The 23,987-nt window shown below is 63.2% G+C and carries 23 protein-coding genes, 1 other RNA gene and 1 pseudogene; 16 read left to right on the top strand and 9 right to left on the bottom strand.

Annotated features, from left to right (window positions below; genetic code table 11):
- Positions 1–7: 7 nt before the first annotated feature.
- Entirely contained in the window at positions 8–481 is a 474-nt protein-coding gene (locus tag FHE74_RS03725) for a low molecular weight protein-tyrosine-phosphatase (RefSeq protein WP_139465169.1), read from the bottom strand.
- A complete protein-coding gene (locus FHE74_RS03720; protein ID WP_139465168.1) occupies positions 465–1,160 on the bottom strand; it encodes an HAD hydrolase-like protein in 696 nt (231 codons plus the stop codon). Before FHE74_RS03720 ends, FHE74_RS03725 begins: the two co-directional genes overlap by 17 nt.
- 63 nt (positions 1,161–1,223) lie before the next feature.
- On the opposite strand from FHE74_RS03720, the gene FHE74_RS03715 reads away from it, so the two are divergent.
- Genes FHE74_RS03715 through FHE74_RS03705 form a run of 3 tightly spaced genes read left to right on the top strand, consistent with a single transcriptional unit; the run spans position 1,224 to position 4,261 of the window.
- The gene (locus FHE74_RS03715; RefSeq protein WP_180339669.1) at positions 1,224–2,369 is read left to right on the top strand and encodes a Nif3-like dinuclear metal center hexameric protein; all 1,146 of its coding nucleotides are present in this window, start codon (positions 1,224–1,226) and stop codon (positions 2,367–2,369) included.
- Between the two features lie 2 nt (positions 2,370–2,371).
- Entirely contained in the window at positions 2,372–3,091 is a 720-nt protein-coding gene (locus tag FHE74_RS03710) for a zinc ribbon domain-containing protein (RefSeq protein WP_139465166.1), read from the top strand.
- A complete protein-coding gene (locus FHE74_RS03705) occupies positions 3,092–4,261 on the top strand; it encodes a bifunctional RNase H/acid phosphatase (RefSeq protein WP_139465165.1) in 1,170 nt (389 codons plus the stop codon).
- On the opposite strand, the gene FHE74_RS03700 is transcribed toward FHE74_RS03705, so the two are convergent.
- A complete protein-coding gene (locus FHE74_RS03700; RefSeq protein ID WP_139465212.1) occupies positions 4,256–4,846 on the bottom strand; it encodes a mismatch-specific DNA-glycosylase in 591 nt (196 codons plus the stop codon). The genes FHE74_RS03705 and FHE74_RS03700 overlap by 6 nt on opposite strands.
- Positions 4,847–4,965: 119 nt before the next feature.
- On the opposite strand from FHE74_RS03700, the gene rnpB reads away from it, so the two are divergent.
- Together rnpB and FHE74_RS03690 are read left to right on the top strand one after the other, a co-directional pair.
- Positions 4,966–5,390, top strand: an RNA gene (gene rnpB, locus FHE74_RS03695) — RNase P RNA component class A.
- Between the two features lie 26 nt (positions 5,391–5,416).
- Positions 5,417–6,814 (top strand): RNB domain-containing ribonuclease, encoded by a 1,398-nt coding sequence (locus tag FHE74_RS03690; RefSeq protein ID WP_139465164.1) that lies wholly within the window; start codon positions 5,417–5,419, stop codon positions 6,812–6,814.
- Positions 6,815–6,824: 10 nt separating this feature from the next.
- On the opposite strand, the gene FHE74_RS03685 is transcribed toward FHE74_RS03690, so the two are convergent.
- Positions 6,825–7,940, bottom strand: coding sequence for a hypothetical protein (locus FHE74_RS03685; RefSeq protein ID WP_139465163.1), 1,116 nt, complete (start codon positions 7,938–7,940; stop codon positions 6,825–6,827).
- A 169-nt stretch (positions 7,941–8,109) separates the two neighbouring features.
- On the opposite strand from FHE74_RS03685, the gene FHE74_RS03680 reads away from it, so the two are divergent.
- Positions 8,110–8,295, top strand: a complete 186-nt coding sequence (locus FHE74_RS03680; RefSeq protein ID WP_139465162.1) for a hypothetical protein — start codon at positions 8,110–8,112, stop codon at positions 8,293–8,295.
- Positions 8,296–8,313: 18 nt separating this feature from the next.
- Here the strand turns inward: FHE74_RS03680 and FHE74_RS03675 are convergent, their stop codons facing one another.
- Positions 8,314–9,906 (bottom strand): CYTH and CHAD domain-containing protein, encoded by a 1,593-nt coding sequence (locus FHE74_RS03675; RefSeq protein WP_139465161.1) that lies wholly within the window; start codon positions 9,904–9,906, stop codon positions 8,314–8,316.
- A 74-nt stretch (positions 9,907–9,980) separates the two neighbouring features.
- On the opposite strand from FHE74_RS03675, the gene glnA reads away from it, so the two are divergent.
- The 4 genes from glnA (at position 9,981) to FHE74_RS03655 (ending at position 15,572) form a co-directional block, all read left to right on the top strand.
- Positions 9,981–11,327, top strand: coding sequence for a type I glutamate--ammonia ligase (gene glnA / locus FHE74_RS03670; RefSeq protein WP_139465160.1), 1,347 nt, complete (start codon positions 9,981–9,983; stop codon positions 11,325–11,327).
- A gap of 3 nt (positions 11,328–11,330) precedes the next feature.
- Positions 11,331–14,381, top strand: a complete 3,051-nt coding sequence (locus tag FHE74_RS03665) for a bifunctional [glutamine synthetase] adenylyltransferase/[glutamine synthetase]-adenylyl-L-tyrosine phosphorylase (RefSeq protein WP_139465159.1) — start codon at positions 11,331–11,333, stop codon at positions 14,379–14,381.
- A 121-nt stretch (positions 14,382–14,502) separates the two neighbouring features.
- Entirely contained in the window at positions 14,503–14,793 is a 291-nt protein-coding gene (locus FHE74_RS03660; RefSeq protein WP_139465158.1) for a hypothetical protein, read from the top strand.
- Positions 14,793–15,572 (top strand): AAA family ATPase, encoded by a 780-nt coding sequence (locus tag FHE74_RS03655; RefSeq protein ID WP_139465157.1) that lies wholly within the window; start codon positions 14,793–14,795, stop codon positions 15,570–15,572. The genes FHE74_RS03660 and FHE74_RS03655 overlap by 1 nt, the downstream gene beginning before the upstream one ends.
- On the opposite strand, the gene FHE74_RS03650 is transcribed toward FHE74_RS03655, so the two are convergent.
- Positions 15,551–16,858, bottom strand: coding sequence for an MFS transporter (locus FHE74_RS03650; RefSeq protein WP_139465156.1), 1,308 nt, complete (start codon positions 16,856–16,858; stop codon positions 15,551–15,553). The genes FHE74_RS03655 and FHE74_RS03650 overlap by 22 nt on opposite strands.
- 78 nt (positions 16,859–16,936) lie before the next feature.
- Here FHE74_RS03650 and thrC point away from each other — a divergent pair, with 78 nt between their 5' ends.
- From thrC to FHE74_RS03625, 6 genes are all read left to right on the top strand, one after another.
- Positions 16,937–18,379 carry a threonine synthase gene (gene thrC, locus FHE74_RS03645; RefSeq protein WP_139465155.1) on the top strand — a complete coding sequence of 481 codons (1,443 nt, stop codon included), beginning with the start codon at positions 16,937–16,939 and terminating at the stop codon, positions 18,377–18,379.
- Positions 18,380–18,517 (top strand): hypothetical protein, encoded by a 138-nt coding sequence (locus FHE74_RS10625; RefSeq protein ID WP_180339668.1) that lies wholly within the window; start codon positions 18,380–18,382, stop codon positions 18,515–18,517.
- Entirely contained in the window at positions 18,514–19,431 is a 918-nt protein-coding gene (locus tag FHE74_RS03640) for a trypsin-like serine protease (RefSeq protein ID WP_139465154.1), read from the top strand. Before FHE74_RS10625 ends, FHE74_RS03640 begins: the two co-directional genes overlap by 4 nt.
- A gap of 21 nt (positions 19,432–19,452) precedes the next feature.
- Entirely contained in the window at positions 19,453–19,977 is a 525-nt protein-coding gene (locus FHE74_RS03635; protein ID WP_139465153.1) for an NUDIX hydrolase, read from the top strand.
- A gap of 72 nt (positions 19,978–20,049) precedes the next feature.
- On the top strand, positions 20,050–20,502 hold the full coding sequence (locus FHE74_RS03630; protein WP_139465152.1) for a DUF2231 domain-containing protein: 453 nt from the start codon (positions 20,050–20,052) through the stop codon (positions 20,500–20,502).
- A gap of 11 nt (positions 20,503–20,513) precedes the next feature.
- On the top strand, positions 20,514–21,224 hold the full coding sequence (locus tag FHE74_RS03625) for a VIT1/CCC1 transporter family protein (RefSeq protein WP_139465151.1): 711 nt from the start codon (positions 20,514–20,516) through the stop codon (positions 21,222–21,224).
- Here the strand turns inward: FHE74_RS03625 and FHE74_RS03620 are convergent.
- The 3 genes and pseudogenes from FHE74_RS03620 to FHE74_RS10715 all read right to left on the bottom strand — a co-directional run.
- The gene (locus FHE74_RS03620) at positions 21,215–22,162 is read right to left on the bottom strand and encodes an Ldh family oxidoreductase (protein WP_139465150.1); all 948 of its coding nucleotides are present in this window, start codon (positions 22,160–22,162) and stop codon (positions 21,215–21,217) included. The genes FHE74_RS03625 and FHE74_RS03620 overlap by 10 nt on opposite strands.
- A 36-nt stretch (positions 22,163–22,198) precedes the next feature.
- Entirely contained in the window at positions 22,199–23,200 is a 1,002-nt protein-coding gene (locus FHE74_RS03615; protein ID WP_139465149.1) for a GNAT family N-acetyltransferase, read from the bottom strand.
- Between the two features lie 42 nt (positions 23,201–23,242).
- A pseudogene (locus FHE74_RS10715) lies at positions 23,243–23,987 on the bottom strand (hypothetical protein); the annotation flags it as partial.

Genomic DNA, 23,987 nt, shown 5'->3' with positions numbered 1-23,987 from the left:
ATTAAGCCTAATCCTGCTGGCGGACCCAATCCACAATGCCCTGCGCAGCGGCCTCGATCTGTTCGCGGGTAAGGCTAAAGCCCTCCGGGCCTCCGTAGTACGGATCCTCCACGGAAGCATTCTCCCCGGCTTCCGGGTCGAAGTCGCGCAGCAGTCGCACCTTGGCGGGGTCTGCTCCCTGGGCGATGAGCTCCGAGCGATGGTTCGTGGCCAAAGCGACGATGAGATCGGCATCCAGCGTCTCGCCGTCTACCTGGCGGGCGCGGTGTGCGGAGCCATCGTATCCGTGGTCTATCAGCTCCTTAAGAGCACGTTCGTCGGCCCTGTTGCCCACGTGCCAACCACCCATTCCGCTGGAGGTCACCTTCGCGTCCACTCCAGCCTCGTCGAGGTAGTGCTGAACGATCACCGCGGCCATCGGGGACCGGCAGATATTTCCGGTGCAGACGAAGTCGATGTGCGGCTTAACTGGTGAATTCATGAACGATCCTCGCTAGTTCTTCAGGGGAGTGGGCAACAAAGTCCGCGTGCTCCCATTCTTCAGGGGCGCCGTATCCCCAGGTGACGATGCACGTCGATAAGCCATGGGCGCGGGCCCCCTCAACGTCGTGCAGTCGATCTCCCACCATGAGGATGTCACCGGTGCGATCTGTCAGGCCGAGACTGCTAAGCGCGTAGTCGATGACGGAGGCCTTATCGCGTCGGGGCCCATCTTCCGTGGCAGCGGCCAGGAAGTCCAGGTGCTGCAGCAACCCGAGCTCCTCCAACGTGAGACGGGCAAAGTGCTCACCTTTGCTCGTGGCGGTGGACAGGTACAACCCTTCGCGCTTCCACTGGGACAATAGCTTCTCGACGCCCGGGAACGCCGTAGCGCGCGGAGCTTGACCGGAGCGGGTGTAGTCCATGTAGGCGCCAAACGCCTCGGTTACCTGCTGCTCGTTCAGACCGCTATTGCGCAGGGTGACCTCCATGGGTGGCCCCGGGATACGGCGAATGAACTCCTCGTCGGGGTGTGCGACTCCGACGGAGTCCAGGGCTTGCAGGTAGCCCTCGCGGATCCCCGGAAATGAGTCGATGAGGGTGCCGTCGACGTCGAGAAACACGATGCGGCGACCCTCGGGCACTGGCTGGGTGCTTAAGCAATCCGGGTTGTGGTGCATGCCCTCCAGTTGTACCCAAGATGGCACCTCGCGTGCGCACTGCTGCTTCTACACTGAATGCCTATGACCACAGTCGAGGATGTCGTACAAACCCTAGAAGCCGCCTATCCACCGCACCTGGCCGAGAGTTGGGACGCGGTTGGCTTGGTGTGCGGAGACCCGAAGGCCGAGGTCACCAAGGTGGCGTTTGCCCTGGACTGCACCCAGGAGGTTGCAGAGGCAGCGGTGGCCGCAGGTGCCCAAATGCTGGTGGTCCACCACCCGCTGCTCATGCGGGGTGTCACCTCAGTGGCCGCGAATACTCCCAAGGGCAGGGTTGTGCACACCTTGATCACGGGCGGCTGCGCCCTGTTCGCTGCACACACCAACGCCGATTCCGCACGTCCGGGTGTCAACGACAAGCTGGCCGAGCTCGTAGGTATTACGGCCGGGCGGCCGATCAAACCCGTCGTCAAGCCCGACGCCGTCGACCTCTGGGGCGTACACGTCCCTCCGAGCGATGCGCAGGACCTCAAGAAGGCGCTGTTTGACGCGGGAGCTGGCACCATCGGAAACTACGAACAGTGCTCCTTTGACCTCACCGGGCAGGGCCAATTCATGCCGGTTGAGGGGGCAAACCCGACGGAGGGGAGCCTGGGCCAGGTGCACCGCGCTCAGGAGCTTCGAATCCAGTTTGTTGCCCCGCGTTCCAAGCGTGAGCAGATCACGGAGGCGCTGAAGGCCCAGCATCCGTATGAGGAACCCGCATTCGACGTGGTGGAACTGGCCCAGGCAGAGGATCTGGAGAATGCGCCTGGACTGGGCAGAATCGGCACGCTGCCTGAACCCATGAGCCTGCGAGAGTTCACCCAGCACGTGGCTAACGTCCTGCCCGAAACTGCCTGGGGTGTGCGCGCGGCCGGAGACCCGGACGCGGTGATTTCTAAGGTGGCGGTCTCCTCGGGCGCAGGAGATAGCTTCCTGGACGCGGTGCGTGGCCTCGGGGTGGACGCCTACGTGACCTCTGACCTTAGGCATCACCCGGTCGATGAGTACCTGCGTGCAGGGGGTCCAGCGGTGATCGATGCCGCTCACTGGGCCACCGAGTTCCCGTGGACGGAGCAGGCCAGTGAGATCGTTCACCGGGAGACCGGTCTGCCCACACACATCATCGACCTGCGAACTGACCCGTGGGTACTGTCCACCCATCCCGACAAGGTAGAAAAGTAACCATGATCCTGGAGAAGCACCTGCAATCGATCTTGCTGGAACTGGCACTCGCCGAGCGCGCCGTGGAGGCCGGGCAAACGGCCCCTAAGGCGACCGCGGAGCAGGAGGAGCTGGCGCGTCTGGAGCAGGAACTCAAGCGCATGCGCGAGGCCGCCGGCTCGGCGCAGCTGGCGGTCGATGACATGGAGGCCGAGATCCTGCGCATCCAGGAGGACGAGCGCAAGCTCAAGCGTCGCGAGCGCGATGATCGCGAGCAGCTGTCGGCAACCACCGATCCGGAGCTGCGCAAGGACCTGGAGCGCGATCGCTACAACACCAAGTCGCGTATCAATGACCTGCTCAACGAGCTGAAGGAAGCGCACAACGAGATCCACGCGCTGCGCAACAACCGCGACGTGCACGGTGCGCGTGTCGACGAGCTAACACGCCAGGTCGAGGTAGCGCGCCGGGCGGCCGAGGCAGCCAACGAGGCACAGCCCCCTGAGGATCCGCAGGAGAAAATTGACGCCCTGCGTGCGCAGCTGCCCGCCGACGTGCTCGCTGATTATGACGAGCGCAAGAAGGAGGCCGATACCGGCGCCGCCCTGTTCAACGGGCGCAGCTGCGTGGGATGCTTCATTGCTCTACCCAGCGCGGATCGCTCCGCCATCAACCGTGCCCCGGAGAATGAAGTGCCAGAGTGCCCCAACTGCGGCACCTACCTCGTGCGTAAGACCAGCTAAATGCGGGTATTTCTCTATGCCGACGGCGGTTCGCGCGGAAACCCGGGCGTTGCTGGATCGGGCGCGGTCGTTCTCGATGCGGTGAGCAAGCAGCGCCTGGCCAGCATCGTCTACGCCTTTAAGGAAAAGACCACCAACAACGTCGCCGAATACCGTGGTCTTATCGAGGGGCTCAAGGCCGCCCGCGATCTCGGGGCTAGCCAGGTGGACGTTTTCCTCGACTCCAAGCTCGTGGTGGAGCAGATGACCGGGCGTTGGAAGATTAAGCACCCGGACATGCAGAAGTTGGCCGTGGAGGCGCGCAAGCTCATGTCGCTTTTCGACGATGTCAGCTTCACCTGGGTGCCTCGCGCCAAGAACAAGGACGCCGACGCGCTCTCCAATGTGGCCATGGATGCATCGGCTGCAGGTGCTCCCACGGGGATCGTGAAGAGCAAGTCCACGCTTCCCTCAGCGCCCGCTGCCAAGACTGAGTCTGAAGATGAGGCGGAACCCCCGGCGGAGGAGAAGCCCTCGGCTACGTCGAGTGCCTGGTGGAGCGGATCCGATAGCCCGCCCACTCGGATCGTTCTGGTCCGCCACGGTCAGACTGATCTTTCTGCGCAGCGCCGCTACGCCGGGCATCGCGACGCTCAGCTGACGGAGCTGGGAACGACCCAGTCCGTTGCCACGGCCAAGGCAGTAGCAGGCATGGACAACATAGCCGCGGTGCTGACCTCCCCGTTGTCGCGCTGCCAGCACACTGCCGAAAAGTTGGCTGGACTCCTGGGCTTGCAGGCTCAGGTGAACAAGGCCTTCATCGAGTGTGACTTCGGGGACGCCGAGGGGCTGACCTTCGAGGAGGCCGAGGACAAACTGGGTGCCCAACACGGCACGTGGTTGCGTGATCCCAGTTCACCCGCACCAGGCGGGGAATCATTCGCCGAGGTGCACGCACGCGTTGGCCGAGCGCTAAACCGGATCGTGGAGGAATACCGCGGCAAGACCGTTGTGGTAGTCAGCCACGTCACCCCCATCAAGGCTGTCCTGGCGCACGCGCTCGGGGGCAACGAATCGGTGTATCCGCGGATTGTGCTGGACGTGGCGTCGATAAGCGTCGTCGATGTTCTGGGAACCGGAGCGATCGTGCCCGCGCAGGTGCGCGCGATCAACGACACGGCGCACCTATAGCGCGATCTCGGCGACTGTGCGCCACCATTCAGCAAGCACGGGGAGCGGGGCATGGGCGTTGAGCCCGCTGGGTTGGGGAAGGGCCCACACCTGCGCACCTTCGATGGTGATGTCCTGCTTGCCCAGCGCGGCCTTCTTATCGTCGAAGGCCGCGCGGTAGGCAGTGATTCCCAGGACCGCGATGACCTTGGGCTGCACAGCTCGCGCAACGTTTTCGAGATGACGGCGGCCTTTGACAAGCTCCGCCGTGGAGAGTTCGCTGGCGCGGGCGGTGGCACGATTGACCAGGTTGGTCAGGCCCAGGCCACGGCCCACGAACAGGCGCGCATCCTCCTCGCTCAGTCCCCGGGAGGCATCGACTCGGTGCGGCATGATTCCGGCGGCCTCTAAGGAGGGCCAGAAGCGGTTACCTGGGTGGGCAAAGGGTGCGTTGACCGCGGCCGTCCATAGCCCGGGATTGATTCCCACGATGAGCAGCCGAGCGCTATCTCCCAGGACGTCATCTATTCCTGCATTCTCAAACTGGCTCAGCTCCTCGCGGGTGGGGCGTCGCCCGCCCAGAGGGGACGGACGGCGAGGCGAGATGGCGGGAGTGGGGGAGGAGTCGCTCATGCATCCCACGCTGGCACGACGGGCTCGGTCAAGCAACTAAGTGTGTGACTACCTTTTTGCACCTAGCGAGCGCTAGGATATGCACTTGCGAACGAGCCGGCCGGGCGGCCGCGGCCTCCTTGAACTGCCTGCGCTATGTGGGTGGGCGAGGGTCGAGGAAAGTCCGGACTCCACAGAGCACGGTGGTTGCTAACGGCAACCCGGGGCAACCCGAGGGAAAGTGCAACAGAGAGTAGACCGCCGCGTGCCTTCGGGTGCGAGGTAAGGGTGAAAGGGTGCGGTAAGAGCGCACCGGCGAGGCAGGTGACTGCCTCGGCCAGGTAAACCCCACTGGGAGCAAGGCATCACGGCCCGCACACTGCGGGCCCGCTCAGACGCTTGAGGGCTGCTCGCCCGAGTCTGAAGGTAGCTGCTTGAGGCGCCCAGCAATGGTGCGTCCAGATGGATGGTCGCCGCCACCTGCCCCATTCGTCGAGGCAGGTGGAGACAGAATCCGGCTTACAGGCCGGCTCGTTCGCCCTTTCTCTGCAAAGATGGGCGCTTATGAAGCTCTACGCAGCCGACCTTGATTTCCGGGCCATTGCCGAGGAATTTTCCGTGCCCACGACCTTCCCCGAGCCCGTGCTCCAGGAGGCTGAAGCCAGCACCGACCGGTGTGCTGATCAGCGTCGCGACGCCCGGGAATTGGAGCTGGTCACCATTGATCCACCCGGGTCCAAGGACCTGGACCAGGCCGTGCTCATCGAGGCGCGCGGCGAGGGTTTTCGCGTGTACTACGCCATTGCGGACGTGGCCGCCTGGGTCGAACCTGGGGGACAGGTGGAGGCAGAATCGCTGCGGCGGGGCCAAACGATCTATCTTCCCGACGAGCCAGCGCGCCTGCACCCGCCAGTCATTTCCGAGGACCGGGCCTCCCTGCTTGAGGGCGTAGACCGACCAGCAGTGCTATGGACGATCGACCTGGATTCTGCCGGTGAGGTCACCGGGTTCCACGTCGAGCGAGCTCTCGTGCGCTCGCGAGCGCGCTTGGACTACGACGGCGTGCAGCGTGACCGTGAGCAGGGCACGGTGCATCCGTCGATTCAGCTGCTGGACAAGGTAGGTGCGGCCCGCGCGGCGACGGCTTTGCGACGCGAGGCAATCAACCTGCGCTTGCCCTCTCAGCGGGTCAGCCGCACCGACGATGGGCGCTTTGAGCTGGTCATCGAACCCCGCCACCAGGTGATGGACGATAACTCCGAGATCTCGCTGCTCACGGGCATGGTGGCAGGACAGATGATGACGGAGGCGGGCCACGGGCTGGTGCGCACCTTGAAACCTGCGACGCAGGACGCACTCGCCGATTTCCGACTCAAGGCGCAGGCACTGGGGTACGCCCTGCAGGAGGGTGAGAGCGTGCCCGCACTCCTGCAGCGAGTCGATGCCACGCAGCCTCGGGGAATGGCCGTGATGCGTGAAGCCCAGAGCTTGCTGCGAGGTTCAGGCTACGCGCGGGTGGGCACGGAGGAAGCTACCGTGCACGCCGGGGTCGGTGGCTACTACGCACACGTGACCGCCCCGTTGCGCCGCCTCATCGATCGCTTTGCCACGGAGCACTGCCTTTCCATCGCAGCCGGTACTGACGTTCCCGCCTGGGTCACCGACAAGGAGCAAGAAGTGCTGGAGGCCATGCAGTCCAGCGGTGGTCTGGCCTCCCAGGTCGACCGGGCGGTCCTGGACCTGACAGAAGCCACGGTGTTAGCACCCTGGGTAGGGCACAACTTCCCAGCAGTGGTGCTCTCGGCGAACCAGGAGCAAGCTACCAGCCGCATCTTTGTGGAGGAACCTCCGGTCATTTCCTCCTGCGTGGGGGCTCCACCGGTGGGCGCGGCCACCGTGGTCTCGCTCATTACCGCCGATCCGGGCAGCCGAAAGGTGGAATTCGCCTGGCCGGCGGATTAGCGGTGCGTGCCTAGTCTTCCGGAGAAACTCGTCGGGCAGGCTCTCCCGTACCCAGCCACACCACCGAGTACGAGGTGAGGTCGGCGAGCCACGACTGAGCCTGGGCAACCTCGACGTAAGCCAGCGCAACATCGGTACACAACCCGATGGCTGCGGTTGCTCCTGCGCGCACAGCGGCCTGTGCAACCTGGTTGTCCGGCGCGTCCTGCGCACCTTCCGTGAGAACCGGCCACAGCTGGGCTACACGGCGAGAACGCAGCGCTAGCGCTGCCGCCTGGGTGCGGTCGATCTCGCGCTCCAGGCGCGAGAGCCAACCATGTGCAGTCTCGACTGAGGGAAGATCGGTAGAGCTATCAAAGTCATGCACTGCAGCCAGGTGCTTGAGCACGCGATCGTGGGCATCGGGCAGAGTGCGCAAGGGGTCGGCGGCAAAGGCATGGCACGCGGCGTCGATGAACGCTCGACGCTGGAGCTCCTCCTGGTCACGCTCGCTAGTTGAGGGGTGCTCACCCGTGATGACGGCGGCCGAATATCCGGTTGGAGCCGAAACCTGGGTCACAGAACCGTCGCCATAATCAATCACGCTGAGGTTACCGGGGGTACCACGCAGGATCGCGGTGTAGCGCCCCCGCAGGTGAGGCCGGTGTGCGTGAGCTGCTGCGGATTGTGCACACAGCTCGGAAAGGCGTGCCCGGTGGGGGACGATGTCGGCTTCAGCGGGGTCGTCGACAAGCGCCACCACACACGCCGCATCGATGGCCTCGTCGCGTCCTAAGCCCGCACCAATTTCGGCAGGGCAGGAGATGGCAACATGTAGCCCACTCGTGGTCCGGGGGACCAGCTGACGCTGCACGAGCGATGCCACCAGGCCAGTTAGCCGCTCGGCGACCTCCGCCTGATCCTCAACGCCCACGACGTCGACCCGGTCGCCCTCGCCTGGGCCCACTGCGACGGCGACGTGGTGCTCACTCAAGCCCACCACGACGCAGCCACCGTAATGGTCCGTCTCCTCGCCCGAAACCACGTAAGTCAGCGGCGCCTGTGCCACCGACGATGCGGCGCTATCAAAGGAGCGAGCAAACAGGCTTCGCGCATTGTCGGCCGGGGAGGGGGAGTTCTGGCTCATCACTGCTTCCTGGTGTGGTTCGGGGGATGCTTGTCGACGCCTGCGGCAACCGCCCAAGTCTATCCCGACCGGGTAGTGGACCGGGCGAACAGGAACAAATCCGCTGCAATTGCGCGTAAACTAGACCGCACTGTGTAACGCGCCACCTGAGCGAAAGGCAACGATCAGCATGACTAACCAGTGGTTCTTCAACCCCAGCAACGGCGAAGTGTCCCAGGGCAAGGAAGACGGAATTACTGACCGCATGGGTCCCTACGGTTCCCGCGAAGAGGCCGAGAACGCCCTGAAGATCGCCGACGAGCGCACCAAGGCCGCCGACGCCTACGACGAGCAGGACGAGAACTGGGGAGCCTAAGGCCCCCGCTAGCTCTTACTACTTCTTGCGCCCGAGCTGCTTGTAGGCGGCAGCGATACGGGCGTAGTCCTCTTCATAGGACTTCAGGGCTTTCAGCCCGAGCTCGCGTTCGCGCTGGTAGAGCATGCCCAGCGCGAAGGTGTCGCGGCCATGGCGGCGGTGCTGCTGTGCCAGATGCGCGATCCGATCGCGGCTAGTCACAGCATCCTGGAAGTCGCCCAAGGTGGACTGCATCTGCTTGCAGGCCTTGAACACCTTGCGAGTCTTTAGACCAGTGGCCTCATGTACGGCCTCCGCGCTGTAGCGCAGCTTCTTGGCGGCCTTGCGCATGTCGTGGAAGTAGTCCTCGCGCTCGTGCAGGCTTAAGTCCTTGTTCTCCCAATTGCGCACGGCCTTCTTGTGCCGCTTGCGCAGGGAAGCGAAGGCTTTGTCCAAGGATGCTGCCATGACGTGCTCCATGTCGTCCGGCGATGTGGCTGTCGAGTGTGCGCTTTCTTCGCGGGTGATCACCGGCGGGTTGGCGAGCAAAGCGTCGATCTGTTCGAGCAGGTTGAGATACCGCGGAGAGTTCAGCGCAGCCACGACGTGGCGATGCGCACGCTGGTACTCGGTGTTCATGGCTCCCAGGATCTGAGCACGCTCGTCCTCGGAGATCAGGCCAGAATCATCAGAGTCGATCAGCCAGGCAAAGCGCTCCTCGACCACCTCGGCGTCGCGGGCCTTGCCCAGCAATCCTGCGAGCATCTTCAACTCATCCAGGATGATGCGGACGGGCTCGCCGGCCAGCACGCCATCAAAGGTCTGCAGGTGGCTGCGCAGCTCACGGGTGGCCACGCGCATCTGGTGGACGGAGTCCCACTCGTCGCGACGCACCTTGGGGTCGTACTCCACCATCTTGTCGCGGTTGGCCTTGAGCGCGCGCACCACCGCTCCGGCAGCGGAATCCGGGTCGACCTGCTGTGCCAGGTACGCCGGTACCGGGGCTGTATGCAGCGAAGCGCCGAGGGCTGCGACCAGTTTGGACGGGGAATCGGAGGTGCGAGCCCCGGCGGCTCGCAACAGCTCGCTGGCCTGCGCAATCAGTTCAGTGCCTTCTTCGGTACCGGGCAGATCACCGGCTAGCTCAATTTCCCATTCCCGCCACGAGCGACTGGAGCCACCCAGCAGCAGCGAGGAAGCGGTGACATGGTCGTCGCAGAATTCGGCAATGGGGGAGGAGTCTTCGTTCGCAATCGTGATCTCGGTGCGCTCGTTGTCCACCTGCGCGATGGGAATGAGTTCGTGCGAGCGGACAATGGAGCGAATCTGGGCGAGCAGTTCCTCGGGCACCTCGATCTGCCCGTCGCGGGGTTCCTCGCCCAACGGTGCACCGAGCTCAAGGCGGCCCTGCGCTGACGGCAGCTTGAGGTGCCAGCCTTCGTCGCCACCACCGGTTCGCCGGCGCAACGTCACCTTCGATCTGGTCAGGCGCAGGTCGCGAGTGTCGTAATAGATAGCGGACAAACTGTGGTGGTGTGTCGTCTCCACCGCGCCGAGCTCCTCGAACGAGGGCACGGCTGCATCCTGATCAACTGCGAACTTTGCTTCGACCTCGAGAAAAGTGCTCACCATAGTGCCCCACTCTACGTTTGAATTCGCCAGTTGGGCAGACTGCGCGGCCAGCCAATCTCCGTATGCTGGGGAGAATGAACAGTCAGCAGGAATACGTCCTCCACGCGGTTGAGGATCGCGACGTCAACTTCATCCGCCTGTGGTTCACCGACATCTTTGGTCAGCTCAAGAGCGTGATGATGTCCCCCAGTGAACTCGAGGGGGCCTTTGACGAGGGAGTGGGCTTCGACGGATCCTCCATCGAGGGTTTTTCGCGAGTATCGGAGTCAGACACCCTGCTGCTGCCTGATCCCTCCACGTTCCAGATCATGCCCTTCGACGAAGACGAGCCGGAGCTGCGAACCGCGCGCATGTTCTGCGACGTCATCATGCCGGATGGCAACCCCTCCATGGCAGACCCCCGGCAGATCCTGCGTCGCCAGGTCAACGTGGCAGCCCAGGAGGGCTTTACCTGCCAGGCAAGCCCGGAGATTGAGTTTTACGTGCTCAAGCAGGCCGGCGAGGGCGCGCCGGCGACGGATCTGGTGCCCACGGATAACGGAGGGTACTTCGACCAGGCATCGCATAACGACGTCCCGAAGTTTCGCCGACAGGCCATGCGGGCGTTGGAAAGCGTGGGCATTGCCACCGAGTTCTCCCACCACGAGACCGCCCCGGGGCAGCAGGAGATCGACCTGCGTAACGCGGATGTGCTGGCCATGGCAGACAACGTGATGAGCTTTAGGTACCTGATCAAGAACGTTGCCCAGCGTTCTGATGTGCGAGCTACCTTCATGCCCAAGCCCTTCCAGCAGTACGCGGGAAGCGCGATGCACACGCACTTTTCCCTCTTCGAGGGAGACTCCAACGCCTTCCACGACCCGGATGACGAGTTCTCGTTGTCCGACACCGCACGCCACTTCATTGCCGGCATCCTGGCCCATGCCCACGAGATCAGTGCGGTGACCAACCAGTGGGTCAACTCCTACAAGCGACTGCAGTTCGGCAACGAGGCCCCGACCGCAGTCACGTGGGGCGTGTCTAACCGGTCGGCACTGGTCCGCGTGCCCACCTACCGCCTGGACAAGGAGAATTCGCGCCGGGTCGAAGTCCGCTCATTGGACTCGGCTGCGAACCCGTATCTGGCGTACGCGGCAGTGTTGGCAGCCGGATTAAAGGGGATTCGCGAAGAATACGAGCTCGTCGAGCCAGCCGAGGACGATGTCACCTCCCTGACTCGCCGCGAGCGTCGCGCCATGGGATACCGGGACCTGCCGATGAGCCTGGACGATGCTCTCCACGAGTTTGAGCGCAGCGAATTCATGGCTGAAGTGCTGGGAGAGCACGTCTTCGAATTCTTCCTGCGATCGAAGTGGAACGAGTGGCGCGCCTACACCCAACAGATCACAGCGTGGGAGCTGCGATCCACCATGGAGCTGTAGCTGATGGCGCGCTCCGAACGCATCTCCCCGGCAACGCTGGGATTGAAAGGCCCGCACGCGGCAGAGGATTTGGACAAGCTTCACCTCGACAGCCCGGATGTGCTGTGGACGCTTGCCGGGGCAGGCAATCCAGACCTCCTGCTCAACACCCTGATGCGCCTGGTTGAGGCGGTCGAAGGCGAGCGAGACCAGCTGCTCGAGGCCATACAGACCGACTCCACATTCCGGGTGCGCTTATTCGCGCTGCTGGGAGGCTCCAGCGCCCTGGGTGACCACCTCGTCGCTCATCCCTCCACGTGGAAGGAACTGGCAGGTGACCTGCCCGGGCGTGGGGAGATGTTTGCCGCCATGCTCGAGTCGGTTAAGGCACGTCGCCTTGACGGCGAACCTCTCGGGGATGAGCCAGAAGCGGGAACCTACCGTGCCCAGCTCAAGGGCCCGGAGGCCAAGACTGCCCTCAAGTCCTGCTATCGCACCCTCTTGATGCGCATCGCGGCTCTCGACCTGGCTGGAACCTTCGCTGCCCGTAAGGGCTACGGGGCAGGCCAGCCGGTCATTAGCTTTCCGGAGGTCACTGGAGCCTTAAGCGATTTGGCCGATGCCGCGTTGACCGCAGCACTCGCGGTGGCGGTCTATACCGTGCGCGGTGACCAGGAGCTGGATGTGCGCCTCGGCGTCATGGCGATGGGCAAGTGCGGGGCGCGCGAGCTGAATTACATCTCCGACGTGGACGTCATCTTCGTTGCTGATGACGCTGGAGCCGTGGCCACAAAAATCGCCAGCGAGTTCATGCGTATCGGGTCTGCCTGCTTCTTTGAGGTCGACGCCAACCTGCGTCCAGAGGGTAAGTCGGGTGCGCTGGTGCGCACGCTGGATAGCCACGTGACCTATTACCGTCGCTGGGCAGAAACCTGGGAATTCCAGGCACAGCTGAAGTCGCGCCCCATGACAGGCGATGTGGAGCTCGCCCAGGACTATGTCGACGCCCTCGCTCCCATGGTGTGGGAGGCCTCCCGCCGCGACTCCTTTGTGGAGGACGTGCAGCGCATGCGCCGGCGGGTGGTGGACAACGTGCCCTCCGACCTCAAGGATCGTGAGCTCAAGCTGGGAAGTGGTGGCTTGCGTGATGTCGAGTTTGCCGTGCAGTTGCTGCAGCTTGTGCATGGACGCTCCGATGACTCGTTGCGCGTGTTGGCCACGACCCAGGCGCTGGAAGCACTGGTGGCAGGCGGTTACGTCGGCCGCGTGGACGGCACTCGACTGATCAAGGCCTACGAACATTTGCGCCTGATGGAGCACCGCCTGCAGTTGCACCGACTGCGGCGAACCCACGCCCTACCCGCCAAAGACGACCGGGATGACTGGGGCTGGTTGGCCACCACGGCAGGTTTTACCGCCCGGGACGGCAAGTCGCCGGTGGAGCGCCTGGAAGAGTCGTTGAAGAAAGTGCGTCGCGACGTCTCGGGCCTGCACGCCAAGCTTTTCTATCGCCCTCTGCTGAATTCTGTGGTGACCAAGAGCGTCGACGAGCTCCGATTGAGCCCGACCGCCGCTCGCGACCAACTGGCTGCGCTGGGTTACACCCACCCGGCCCGCGCCGTAGAGCACCTGACCAAGCTGGCCACGGGGTCCTCGCGCAAGGCCAAGCTGCAGGCGATCCTGTTGCCCAGCCTCCTGGAGTATTTGGGCACCACGCCCGACCCCGACGCGGGCTTGCTGAACTATCGCAAGCTATCCGAGGCCGCCGAGGATCGCACGTGGTTCTTAAGGATGCTGCGCGACGAGGGCATCGTGGCCGAGCGCCTGATGTTCATTCTGGGAACGAGCCCGTACACCTCCGAGCTCGTGATCAATGCACCTGATGTGGTCAAGCAGCTTTCCGACGGCGCGTCCGGCCCAAAGCTGCTGGAGGCAGAACCCGAGCGCGTTTACAGCGCGTTGTTGGCCTCGGCCAAGCGCCATCGGTCGGCAAGCAAGGCCGTTGCGCGAGCCCGCGGGCTGCGCCGGCTCGAACTAGCTCGCATCGCCTGCGCTGACCTGCTCGGATTCATGGATGTGCGCCAGGTATGCCTGGAGCTATCCACCGTGTGGCTGGCCGTGCTGGAAGCGGGCTTGCGGGCGGAAATCCGGGAGGGCCTCAACGCCAGCGGGGAGGAGTCGCCGAAGGCGCGCCTGGCGATCATCGGCATGGGACGCCTCGGAGGCCGCGAACTGGGCTACGGCTCGGACGCTGATGTCATGGTGGTCGCCGAACCAGCTGAGGGGGTTGAGGAAAGCGAGGCGATTGCGTGGGCTGGCAAGGTTGTTGACTCCATGCGGCGTCGATTAGCGACTCCCTCCGGAGACCCACCCCTGGACGTGGACCTGGGACTGCGACCCGAGGGACGCAGCGGGGCAGTGGTGCGCACCGTCGGCTCCTACGAGCGCTATTACCGCGAATGGGGCGAGACCTGGGAGATTCAGGCGTTGCAGCGCGCGGCTTTTGCCGCCGGTGACAAGGGACTGGCAGAGAAGTTCCTGCTCACCATCGATCAGTTCCGCTACCCCGAGAAGGGAGCTAGTGCCGCCCAGGTCCGCGAGGTACGCCGTATCAAGGCGCGCGTGGATGATGAGCGCCTGCCTCGTGGAGGCGATCGCACCACGCACACCAAGCTGGGACGCGGTGGCCTAAGCGACATCGAATGGACGGTGCAGTTGCTCACGATGGAGCACGCCCACACTCATCCGCAGCTGCACAACACCTCCACGCTGGCCACGCTCGACGCACTCGAGGAGGCCAACGATCCGGACATCATCACCGCGAGCGACGTGCGCGAGCTACGCGATGCCTGGATCATGGCCACCGATGCCCGCAACGCTCTCGTGCTGGCCAAAGGCAAGCGTAAGGACCAACTGCCCCAGCCCGGCCCCGAGCTTGCCCGCGTGGCAGCAGCGGCCGGCTACGGCTCGGAATACCAAAAGTTTCTGGAGGACTACCTGCGTGTTACTCGTCGCGCGCGTCGAATCGTGGACCGTGTGTTCTGGGGAGAGGAATCCACCCTGGAGTTCGGATAGTTGGCGTAGGGAGATGCCCTGATTTCTACCCGGAGATCCCGGTTTCAGGGTGTTGCACCCGCGCCGCAGCGCCTAGGTTGAGCAGTACAGGACAGAAACCAACCCCAAAAGGAGTGCCACCATGCCAGTGAAGTTTTCTATCGGACTCAATGACGCCACCTTCAGCGACTTGATCACGCTTGTCGACGCTGCCCGCAACGCCCAGGTAGACCCCGCCACCGAGGTTGTCATCGAGGGCGATGAGCTGGCCGTGGTCACCGAGGACACCACACAGACAGCCGATGTGCGCGAACCCCGCCATGCGTCCGCAGAGTCCCCGCTGCCTCCGCGTCCGGCCCCCGGGGCCGGGGCAGAGACCGCCCTGAAGTTCATCGCGGAGTTGCTCAACAGCGATCAGCGCCACTCTCGCTAATGTTTCAGCCGCCACTCAAGTCAGTCAGACTGCCTGACCTCAGCGTCTTGAGGTCCTTGGTAAACCAGCGAAGGTTAGATAGTTACGTCTTCGATTTGCCAGTGGTCCGGGCGCTCACCCGCGCTCCGCTGGAATTTCAGGCTCCCGTTACCGTGATCACCGGGGATAACGGCAGCGGCAAGTCGACGTTGATGGAGGCCATCGCTCTGGCCCTCGAGTTCGACGCGTGGGGCGGGCCACGTCATGGCTTTGACTTGGAAGGAAAGAGGCGCCGCACGGGGACGGAGTCCAGGCTTGATCGCGTGCTCCGGGTTGAGACTGAGGAACCGGCCATCTTCGGCGGTTTTTATCTCCGCAGCGAGACGCAACTGAGCCTGATGGAGGTTGCGGATAGCATGATCGGGCGAGCCGGGCGACTGCGGATGGAGCAGTCGGAGCGCCTGGCTGGGCGCTCACACGGGGAGGGCGTTTTCGACATCCTCGGGGAGTACATGCGCGGACGCGGGGTGTACCTCCTCGACGAGCCCGAGTCGGGCCTGTCCGTCGTGCGCCAGATGGCCCTACTCGCGGAGATCGCGTTGGCTGCCCAGCACGGTGGGCAGTTTATCGTCGCTACGCATTCCCCGGTACTGCCGGCCATCCCCGGCGCGGACATCGTGGAGATCGGCGATCATGGGATTGACCACGTGGACTTCGATAGCGTGGAATCGGTGCACGCCACCCGCGAGTTCCTCGCGGATCCTCACGGAGTAGCGCGTTACTTGGTCTCGGGAGACTGATCGACCACGCGCACGCGGGTGGTGTTGCCGGAGCGCTTCTCCCAGCGCTTCGTCCACACGCGGGTAAGCACAATTCCGGCCATGCCCACACCCCAGATGGCCAGGGGAGCAACCCAGGCAACGCGGAAGTCCTGCCATTGATACTGCGCCCCGTTGGAGGAGGCGTCGAGAAGCACACCCACCATCTGTGCCGCCACCATGGCAGAGATGAAGCCTCCCATGTTTCCCAGCCCGGTTCCGGTGGCGACGATCTCTCGGGGGACGCGCGAACGCACCGAATCGAACCCGAAATTCGAGGACAGGCACAGCGAGCCCATCAGGACGTTGAGGATGATGGCCGCGGCGAAACCGCGCGGCTGCTCAGGAGCCAAGAAGATCATCCACGATGCGCCGAGCGTGCCGGCGAGCACGAGAACCGCGATGTCGCGCGAGTACCCCATGCGTTGAGAGATGATGCCCATGAGCGGCACGGCCATGATGTTGGCTGCCGTATTGAGGGAGAGCGCGAGGCCAACCTGGCCGTTGGAAAGCCCCATACCCAGGCTCATCAACGGCACACCCCACAACAAGGTGAACACCACCTGGAGCATCATTCCGCTGTAGTGGATGAAGAAGGCTTGCCAACACACCGGGTGGCTCAAAACAGTGCGCAGCGTAGCGGAAAACGGAGGATGCGGAGCCGGCTTCTTGGGCTGTGCGCTCGCTGGGGCGTCGGCAACAGCAAGACCCGCCGCCAACGCCACCAACACTCCGACTGCGCCGAGGCCGACAAACGCCGGAGTCCAGCCCTGCGTGCTCAGCACGGCGAGGAACGGGACCGCGGAGAGAAACTGTCCCAGCTGGCCGAGTCCGGCGGTGAGCTGCGTAAATATCGGGGTCTTGCGGGGCGGAATCCAATTGGGAATCAACCGCATGACCGACAAGAAGGCAGACGCATCACCGGCGCCGATGAGGATGCGCGCTCCGATGGCCACACCGTAGGACGTGGTCAGGCCCAGAATAAGCTGGCCGATGGCCATGATGAACGCACCGGTGACCAAAACGCGCCGGGGCCCGAAGCGATCGATGAGCAAACCCACCGGCATCTGGGCCGTGGAGTAGACCGCCAACTGGACGGCAGTAAAGACTGCGATGCGCGCGGCATCTACCTCGAATCGATCGATGGCCGTAATACCGGCGACTCCGAAGGACGTTCGACCGGTGACTGCCACGATGTAGAAAAGCGCGGCACATGCCCACACAATGACCGCTCGACGGGAGAGGGGACTATGCGCGTCGCTATTCATGGGTGTAGACCTTATACCCGCCGGGTAACACACGCGCGTGCGGACTCTATGCGCAAAAACGCAGTACACTAGCGACGCATGGAATACATCTCTACCCGCGATACCAATGAGACCCCCGCCGCGTTCAGCGAGATCTTGCTGACCGGGCTGGCCCCGGATGGCGGTCTCTACATTCCGGCGCACTACCCAGAGGTGAGCCCGGAGACTCTCCAGAGCTGGCGCGAGCTGCTGGCCACAGAGGGGTACGCGGCGCTGGTTACCGAGGTGTTGGACCTATTTATTAGCGACATCCCGCGCGAGGACCTGGCCGCAATGGCGCGCCGGGCATACAACGCCGAGGCATTCGGCACCGACGAGATCGTGCGGGTTTCGCGTTTCGACGATCGGATGTTCCTCGGCCACATCTCCGAAGGCCCTACGGCTGCCTTCAAGGACATGGCGATGCAGCTTTTGGGAGAACTCTTTGAGTACGAGCTCACCCGCCGCGGCCAGAAGCTCAACATCCTGGGCGCTACCTCGGGGGATACCGGATCGAGCGCGGAATACGCCATGCGCGGGCGCGATAACATCAACGTGTTCATGCTGACCCCGGCAGGTCGCATGACCCCCTTCCAGCAGGCGCAAATGTTCTCGCTGGATGATGACAACATCTACAACATCGCGCTCGAGGGAACCTTCGACGACTGCCAGGACGTGGTCAAGGCGGTTGCCGGGGACGCGGACTTTAAGGCGCAGTACTCGATCGGTGCGGTTAATTCCATCAACTTCGCCCGCATCCTGGCGCAGGTGGCCTATTACTTTGCGCTGTACTTCAAGGTCACGGAGAGTAACGACCAGAAGATCTCGTTCTCCGTGCCAACCGGCAACTTTGGCAACGTGTACGCCGGCCACGTGGCCCGCATGATGGGTCTGCCCATCGACCAGCTCATCGTGGCCAACAACGAGAATGACAACCTGGACGTCTTCTTCAACACCGGCTACTACCACCGCAAGCAGGCGGGAGGTTCGATCAAGACCTCCTCGCCCTCGATGGACATCTCGCGCCCATCGAACTTTGAGCGCTTCATTTACGACCTCCTCGACGGTGAGGCCGGACGTATCAAGGACATGTTTGGGGTGCTGGTCCCGCAGGGCGGGTTCAACCTGTCCGAGGACACGAAGATGCTCGACATTGTGCCCGAATTCGGTTTCGCCTCGGGTTCTTCCACACACGCCGACCGCATCGCCGAGATTAAGGACGCGCACGAGCGCCTGGATACGCTGATCGACCCACACACGGCCGACGGCGTACATGTGGCGCGCGGGTGGCTGCCCGAGATCGATACCGACATCGTTGTGCTCGAAACCGCCCTACCTGTGAAGTTCTCCGAGACGATTACGGAGGCAATTGGCAGCTTCCCACCGGTGCCGGAACGCTTTGCGGAGGTTGAGGGCAAGGAGCACCACGTGGTAGACCTGCCCAACGACGCGCAGAAGGTCAAGGACTTTATTGCGCAGCATGCTGCTGAGAAGGAACAGTAAATGGGTCAGGAATATGTAGGCGGCCCGGAGGTCTACCAGGAATTCGATCCTGAGGCCTTTGTGCGTGAGTTGAAGAAAGAGGCGGCGCGCGCACAAGCGGACGACGCCCAGCAGGAAGGACAAGGCGAAAACTCGTGACCAGTACCTCACAACGCTCGACACTGGGGCCGTGGGCCTTCGCCGTGGCCGTGTGCGCCTCCGCGGTTGCTGTGACCGCTGGCGCGGGTGTTCTGCGCGAGCAGACCACTATGACTCAGGCTCAGTCCTCTGTGGCTACCCAGGCCACTCCCGTGGCCGAGACCGCGGGCTTTGGCCCGGCCGGAACTGTCGTGCCTACCCATTCGCCGTGGGCTCCGGGAACGCTGTTTCACCTGACCGGTGAGATTCCTACCCCAGGTGTCCCCTTCGAAGCGACCGAGTGCACCGTCGCATTCAGCTTCGATGGCCAGGACGGCCGTGCCTACGCGGTGACGGCCTCGCACTGCGGTCAGGAGGGCGACTTGGTGTTCCCGCGCGGCGGGAATACCGAGCAGAACTTCACCAAGGAAGTTGGCCGCGTGATCTACTCCGGGCTCAACGAATCAGACCCCGCCAAACGCTCCGATGTGGCCATCATCGAGATCACCGATCCGAATCACCCCATGATCCTGGGTGACAAGGCGCCGGTCGAGACTTTGCTGGGTAACACCCCTCCCACGGGTACTGCGTGCAAGGTCGGTGGCACCACCGGGCAGACCTGTGGAGAGATCGGGCCACAGGGTCAGCGCTACGCCATGGTCGACCCCGAGACCGAGCAGGAAGTAATCACCACTGGGGATACCGCCAAGATGTGCGCCCAGCGCGGCGATTCCGGCGGCCCGGTCACCATCGGCATCGACGGTCGTCCCGTGGTCATTGGTCTGGTGTCCGGTACCCGCGGTGCCACGGATGCAGCACCGGTATGCGACGACCCGGCTCAGGCTGCCGAGGCCTCGGTGGCGTTCGTGCCGATGGCCCGCATCCAGGAGGTTATTCGTGAGGTAGTCCCGGACGCCCGCCTGACGTGGTCCTAACCGGGCGGTACCCTTGTAGCTATGCCTATCCCACCCTTTATCACCGAGCTGCGCCAGAAGATTGGGCATGACCGTCTGTGGCTGCCCTCGGTGACAGCGGTGGTGTTGCGTGACGCCACCAACGACACGATCTTTGCGGCACCCGAGGTATTGCTGGTCAAGCGCTCCGACAACGGGAAGTGGACGCCCGTTACCGGGATCTGTGACCCGGGGGAGGACCCGGACACCACTGCGGTGCGTGAAGTCAAAGAGGAAACCGGCCTGGATGCGCGGGTTGAAGCCCTGCTTGGAGTGGGATCCACGCCCCCGCTTACGCACGTCAATGGCGATCAGTGCACATACATGGTCACTGCGCTGCGGATGAGCGTGGTAGGAGATGACACCCCGGTTGTGGGAGACGATGAGTCGACCGAAGTGGGTTGGTTTTCGGTGACCGACCTTCCGGTGAGCGATCCTCAGCAGCGGCTCATCATCGCCGATGCAGTGGCGCAGCGAAAGTATCCGGAGCGGTTTAGTCCCCGCCTGGGTTTCCGGAAACGCTCCTAAAAATGCCTCTGACCAGTTAGGTTAGGCTTCGATCGCTTGCGGGTGGTGTCGCATGCGACTTAAGTAGTGGACATGTTCACGAACATCGCGGGATTACCCGCGCATCCGCTGCTGGTCCATGCAGCCGTCACCTTGGTTCCCATCGCTGCGCTGCTGTGCATCGTGTGGGCGCTCATCCCCGCAACTCATCGGGCACTGCGCTACTTGGCGCCGGTAGTTTCCATCATTTCTGTGCCAGCGATCTTGTTGGCGCGATCTTCTGGCGAAGCCATGCTGGCTCTTAAGGGCTTGAGCGAAGCGAACATGGGCCCGGTTTCCACCCATGCCCTGTATGCCAACGGTGCAACTGCTTCCACCATCGCGCTTGCTGTTCTTGCAGCGGCCTTTTATTACGCCACCACCACCAACAAGGCACGCACCTTCGCCATGATCGTGCAGGTACTTACTGTCGTGGCTGCGTTGGCAACGCTCGTCTTTGTGGTTTTGACCGGCCACGAGGGCGCTCGACTCGTGTGGACTAGTTAGGACAGAACGCTATGACTTCTTCTCATTCCGGCATTGAGCCGCACTCTGGCAGCGTAACCTCAGCCACCAACACGCTGCGCGCTGGTGTCTTGGGCGCCAACGACGGCATCGTTTCCGTCGCCGCTCTGCTCATCGGTGTGCTGGGTGCTGGAGCTAGCGACTCGGCCTTGATGACGGCAGGCATTGCCGCCACCGTCGGTGGCGCGGTTTCCATGGCCCTGGGCGAGTACGTCTCAGTGTCCTCGCAGCGCGATACCGAGCGGGTACTCATTGACAAGGAGCGTCGCGAGCTCGTCGAAGACCCCGATGGTGAGCATGAGGAGCTGACCCAGATTCTGGCCGGCTATGGCATGAGCGAGCAGACCGCCCGCACGGCAGCCTCCGAGATCACCCAGGGTGATGCACTTGGTGCACACCTGCGCCTTGAGCTGGGAATCGACCAGGAGGAGCTGACCAGCCCGATTGCCGCGGCCGCCTCATCGGCGATTGCCTTCGTGCTGGGAGCGATCGTTCCACTGGCTGCAGCGCTTTTGGCACCGTCCGCAGTGGCAGCTGTAGTGGTTGCACTGGTCACCCTGCTCGCCCTGGGCTTGACCGGCTACATCTCTGCGCGCCTTTCCGATGCCCCACGGGGTCGCGCGATTGCCCGCCTGGTTATCGGCGGTGCACTGGGCCTGGCCGTGACCTACGGGATCGGCGCGCTGTTCGCCGTTCAGGCGTAAAGCTTCTCCCAGACGTCGTCATCGACGTCGACCTCTCGGGGTCGCGCAGCATTCATGCGCGAGCGCCCCGGGATATATACACCGTGGTCTGCTGAAAGCTGTGCCAGGTGGTCCTGCACGAGCTGCGCGCCACCGAAGCTTTCCGGATCAAGGCAGAGAATGAACATGCTGACTCGCGGCTGACCCCCGTCCGCCGAGTTCTCAGTGACCTCCAGCGAGGATGTTCCTCCGGCCATCAGCGCCAGAACCTCGCTCATCAGCGCGAGGTTCGCGCCCTTCTTCCCGCCAAAGGGCAGCATCGCGCCGTCGACGGCTGCTTGTGCATCGGTGGTGGGGTGCCCGTGCTTATCGACGGCCCATCCCTCCGGCAGTTCCTCATTCCGCGCCGCATGCTGGCGCACATTCAAGTACGCCGTCTCGCTCACGGCCTGATCCATCACCATGGCCCCAGGAACGCCGAATGCAGTGGGGTTTGTGCCTACTACTCGTTGTCCATCGGATCCGAGAGCGACTAAGGCGGGGGAGTTGGTGGTGGTCATGCTGACGAGCCCGTGGCGCGCGAAAGCTCGGGGATACCAACCCAGCTCGCCGGTGGTGTACGTATTCGAGATCGCGCACACCGCCACGCCTTGCTCGCGGGTGGTGGTGACGACCTGCTGCATCGCCTGATCGACGGCGAATTGGCTCAACCCACCATCGGCGTCCACGTGTACGACCGATCCCGCCAGGTGGACCTTGGGCTTGGCCTTGCCATTAATCGCTCCCTTGTCCAAGGCCGCGAGATAGTCGATCAGGTGAAAGGTCCCGTGGCTGGACTTTCCTTGCAGCTCAGCGTCGACAAACACAGCTGCACTCGAGCGCGCTTGGGCATCGCTCATGCCGTGGCGCGCCAGTGCGGCGTGGAACGTCTCGTACAGCGTCTGCGCGGTAACCTTCATGCTCTCCAACCTACGCGGTGGGTCCGTAAGGGTGCCCTAGGCTTTGCGCTCCCACGCGCCTAGCACGCTCGTCGGGTGAGAACCGAGCTGCTCGTTGATCCGCAACATCCACTCGTTTTCACTGGCGTTCCAGGTGTGAATCCTTTTTATGTGCGGAGCAACTTCGCGCAGTTGTGCCAGGTTGGCCAGCTTCATGGCTAGACCAAGTCCGTGGCCACGGTGTTCTGAAAGAACTAGCGTGCCGTGTTGAAAGGCGAAGTCTCCGCCATCCTCGGGGTAAACCAAGAAGGTATAGCCTGCGGGGGCTCCATCTTCAGTAAAAGCAACGGTCCACACGTGTTCTCGGCGCGCCTGGCGTAACGCCTCCTCTTTACTGCGCACACGCTCTGCATCCCAAGGATCGTGGGCGAATTCGACTCCACCGGTGGGAGCATCCGTCGCCAAGCGTGAACACAACAACGCCACGTCATCGACGTATTCCTCCGGGGCAGGTCCCACCCACCTCTTTAAGGCATATCCCGCCGCAACGGTGTATTCCGCGCGATGGTTGTCGACGTGAAGGGTTGACGCAGATTCGGTTTGAATGAGGGTGAATCCGTGATCGCTCAGCCATTGTGTGATTGCGGTCTTCTCGACGGGGAGATCGCCGCTTTGTGGCGCAAGGCCATCAGCGACAAGAGGCGAGTAAACCCACCAGGTCACAGACGTTCGTGATCCAGTGAGCTTCTCGACGCCCGGGCGCAGCGCCTCGAGCACAGCAATCGGGTCGCATTCCGGATCAGTTATGAAATCAACGTTGGCTATGTGGGCGTTCTTTCCGCCGTCGAGAGTGACTTGGGCGGCTCCACGAAGAACATCGTCCGCATCCCTATGGAGAACGAAGTAGTTTTGGGCGGTCGAGGTATCGTTCAGCAGCGCGATGATCTCGTGGGGAAAATGGCCAAAGTCAGCGTGACCGAGCACTGCCTGCAGAGAACGGGTTTGAAGCTCCGAGATCTCTGCAGCAAGCGCCCGGTCAGCATGGTCGATGATCTGCATACTCTTGGAGTGTATGGCACAGATCACGTCTAGGGAGTGGGTTTACTCCGATTCGTTTCTTACCCAGTCTCCAATCACTCCGGGAACGACTGCGCGGCGCTCGCCAAGAAGTTCCCGCATATTGCCCTCGCGCTCAACGGCAGAGACAACCGTGCGGATTTTGCCCTTCTTCCTTTCCGGTGAAGCATGTGCGCCTCGCATGGGAGCTCCGGTCATTCCCGTGCCGCGACCGCCAGATTGTGAAGCTCGCTTAGAGTCGCTTTCTTCCGCAACGTTGGCCTGCGTTGTCGGCGTGGCATGGAGGGACGAAGGAGCGCCCTGTGCGAATCCTCCTCCTGTGCCGAGGCCAGAACTGTGAGGTGCGTAGGGCAAACGCGGAGGAACTGCGTGTAACGAGGAACCAGACGATCCGGCAGAGCGCGGCAAAGACGAGGGAGAACTGGAGGAGTCCAAAGCCGATCCCGGAATCTGGGTTGAGCCACGAAGTGCGGACAGAGTGCTCCCATTGGGGCCAGCACCAAGCGGGCCGGAACGAACGGGGGTCAACCCCGAGGCCGAAATGGGAGAACGAGAGCCTGCAGCACTGAGTGGGTTGGAAGCGATCGCGCCCTGGGTGCTTGGATCCAGAGGCGAGTTCAGTCCAGGAGCGACATGTGCGGTCGATGGTGAGAGCGCAGGAGGCTGGAGCGTTCCAGTGGACATGGTTGGGTGGGGAAGCGCACCGGTCCCTGCCGTAGCAGGGGCAGTGTGGAGCGACTGCGGAGAGATGAGTCCCTCGCCGAGATCC

Source organism: Corynebacterium tapiri (assembly GCF_006334925.1).
Lineage (GTDB): Bacteria > Actinomycetota > Actinomycetes > Mycobacteriales > Mycobacteriaceae > Corynebacterium > Corynebacterium tapiri.
The sequence above is the reverse complement of the archived record's forward strand: the minus strand, read 5'-3'. Positions and strand labels throughout refer to the sequence as shown.

What these genes read in the sequence shown, in the direction of transcription:
- FHE74_RS03725 (WP_139465169.1), bottom strand. Translation starts at nt 481, where the DNA reads ATGAATTCACCAGTTAAGCCGCACATCGACTTCGTCTGCACCGGAAAT.
- FHE74_RS03720 (WP_139465168.1), bottom strand. Translation starts at nt 1,160, where the DNA reads ATGCACCACAACCCGGATTGCTTAAGCACCCAGCCAGTGCCCGAGGGT.
- FHE74_RS03715 (WP_180339669.1), top strand. Translation starts at nt 1,224, where the DNA reads ATGACCACAGTCGAGGATGTCGTACAAACCCTAGAAGCCGCCTATCCA.
- FHE74_RS03710 (WP_139465166.1), top strand. Translation starts at nt 2,372, where the DNA reads ATGATCCTGGAGAAGCACCTGCAATCGATCTTGCTGGAACTGGCACTC.
- FHE74_RS03705 (WP_139465165.1), top strand. Translation starts at nt 3,092, where the DNA reads ATGCGGGTATTTCTCTATGCCGACGGCGGTTCGCGCGGAAACCCGGGC.
- FHE74_RS03690 (WP_139465164.1), top strand. Translation starts at nt 5,417, where the DNA reads ATGAAGCTCTACGCAGCCGACCTTGATTTCCGGGCCATTGCCGAGGAA.
- FHE74_RS03685 (WP_139465163.1), bottom strand. Translation starts at nt 7,940, where the DNA reads ATGAGCCAGAACTCCCCCTCCCCGGCCGACAATGCGCGAAGCCTGTTT.
- FHE74_RS03680 (WP_139465162.1), top strand. Translation starts at nt 8,110, where the DNA reads ATGACTAACCAGTGGTTCTTCAACCCCAGCAACGGCGAAGTGTCCCAG.
- FHE74_RS03675 (WP_139465161.1), bottom strand. Translation starts at nt 9,906, where the DNA reads ATGGTGAGCACTTTTCTCGAGGTCGAAGCAAAGTTCGCAGTTGATCAG.
- glnA (WP_139465160.1), top strand. Translation starts at nt 9,981, where the DNA reads ATGAACAGTCAGCAGGAATACGTCCTCCACGCGGTTGAGGATCGCGAC.
- FHE74_RS03665 (WP_139465159.1), top strand. Translation starts at nt 11,331, where the DNA reads ATGGCGCGCTCCGAACGCATCTCCCCGGCAACGCTGGGATTGAAAGGC.
- FHE74_RS03660 (WP_139465158.1), top strand. Translation starts at nt 14,503, where the DNA reads ATGCCAGTGAAGTTTTCTATCGGACTCAATGACGCCACCTTCAGCGAC.
- FHE74_RS03655 (WP_139465157.1), top strand. Translation starts at nt 14,793, where the DNA reads ATGTTTCAGCCGCCACTCAAGTCAGTCAGACTGCCTGACCTCAGCGTC.
- FHE74_RS03650 (WP_139465156.1), bottom strand. Translation starts at nt 16,858, where the DNA reads ATGAATAGCGACGCGCATAGTCCCCTCTCCCGTCGAGCGGTCATTGTG.
- thrC (WP_139465155.1), top strand. Translation starts at nt 16,937, where the DNA reads ATGGAATACATCTCTACCCGCGATACCAATGAGACCCCCGCCGCGTTC.
- FHE74_RS10625 (WP_180339668.1), top strand. Translation starts at nt 18,380, where the DNA reads ATGGGTCAGGAATATGTAGGCGGCCCGGAGGTCTACCAGGAATTCGAT.
- FHE74_RS03635 (WP_139465153.1), top strand. Translation starts at nt 19,453, where the DNA reads ATGCCTATCCCACCCTTTATCACCGAGCTGCGCCAGAAGATTGGGCAT.
- FHE74_RS03630 (WP_139465152.1), top strand. Translation starts at nt 20,050, where the DNA reads ATGTTCACGAACATCGCGGGATTACCCGCGCATCCGCTGCTGGTCCAT.
- FHE74_RS03625 (WP_139465151.1), top strand. Translation starts at nt 20,514, where the DNA reads ATGACTTCTTCTCATTCCGGCATTGAGCCGCACTCTGGCAGCGTAACC.
- FHE74_RS03620 (WP_139465150.1), bottom strand. Translation starts at nt 22,162, where the DNA reads ATGAAGGTTACCGCGCAGACGCTGTACGAGACGTTCCACGCCGCACTG.
- FHE74_RS03615 (WP_139465149.1), bottom strand. Translation starts at nt 23,200, where the DNA reads ATGCAGATCATCGACCATGCTGACCGGGCGCTTGCTGCAGAGATCTCG.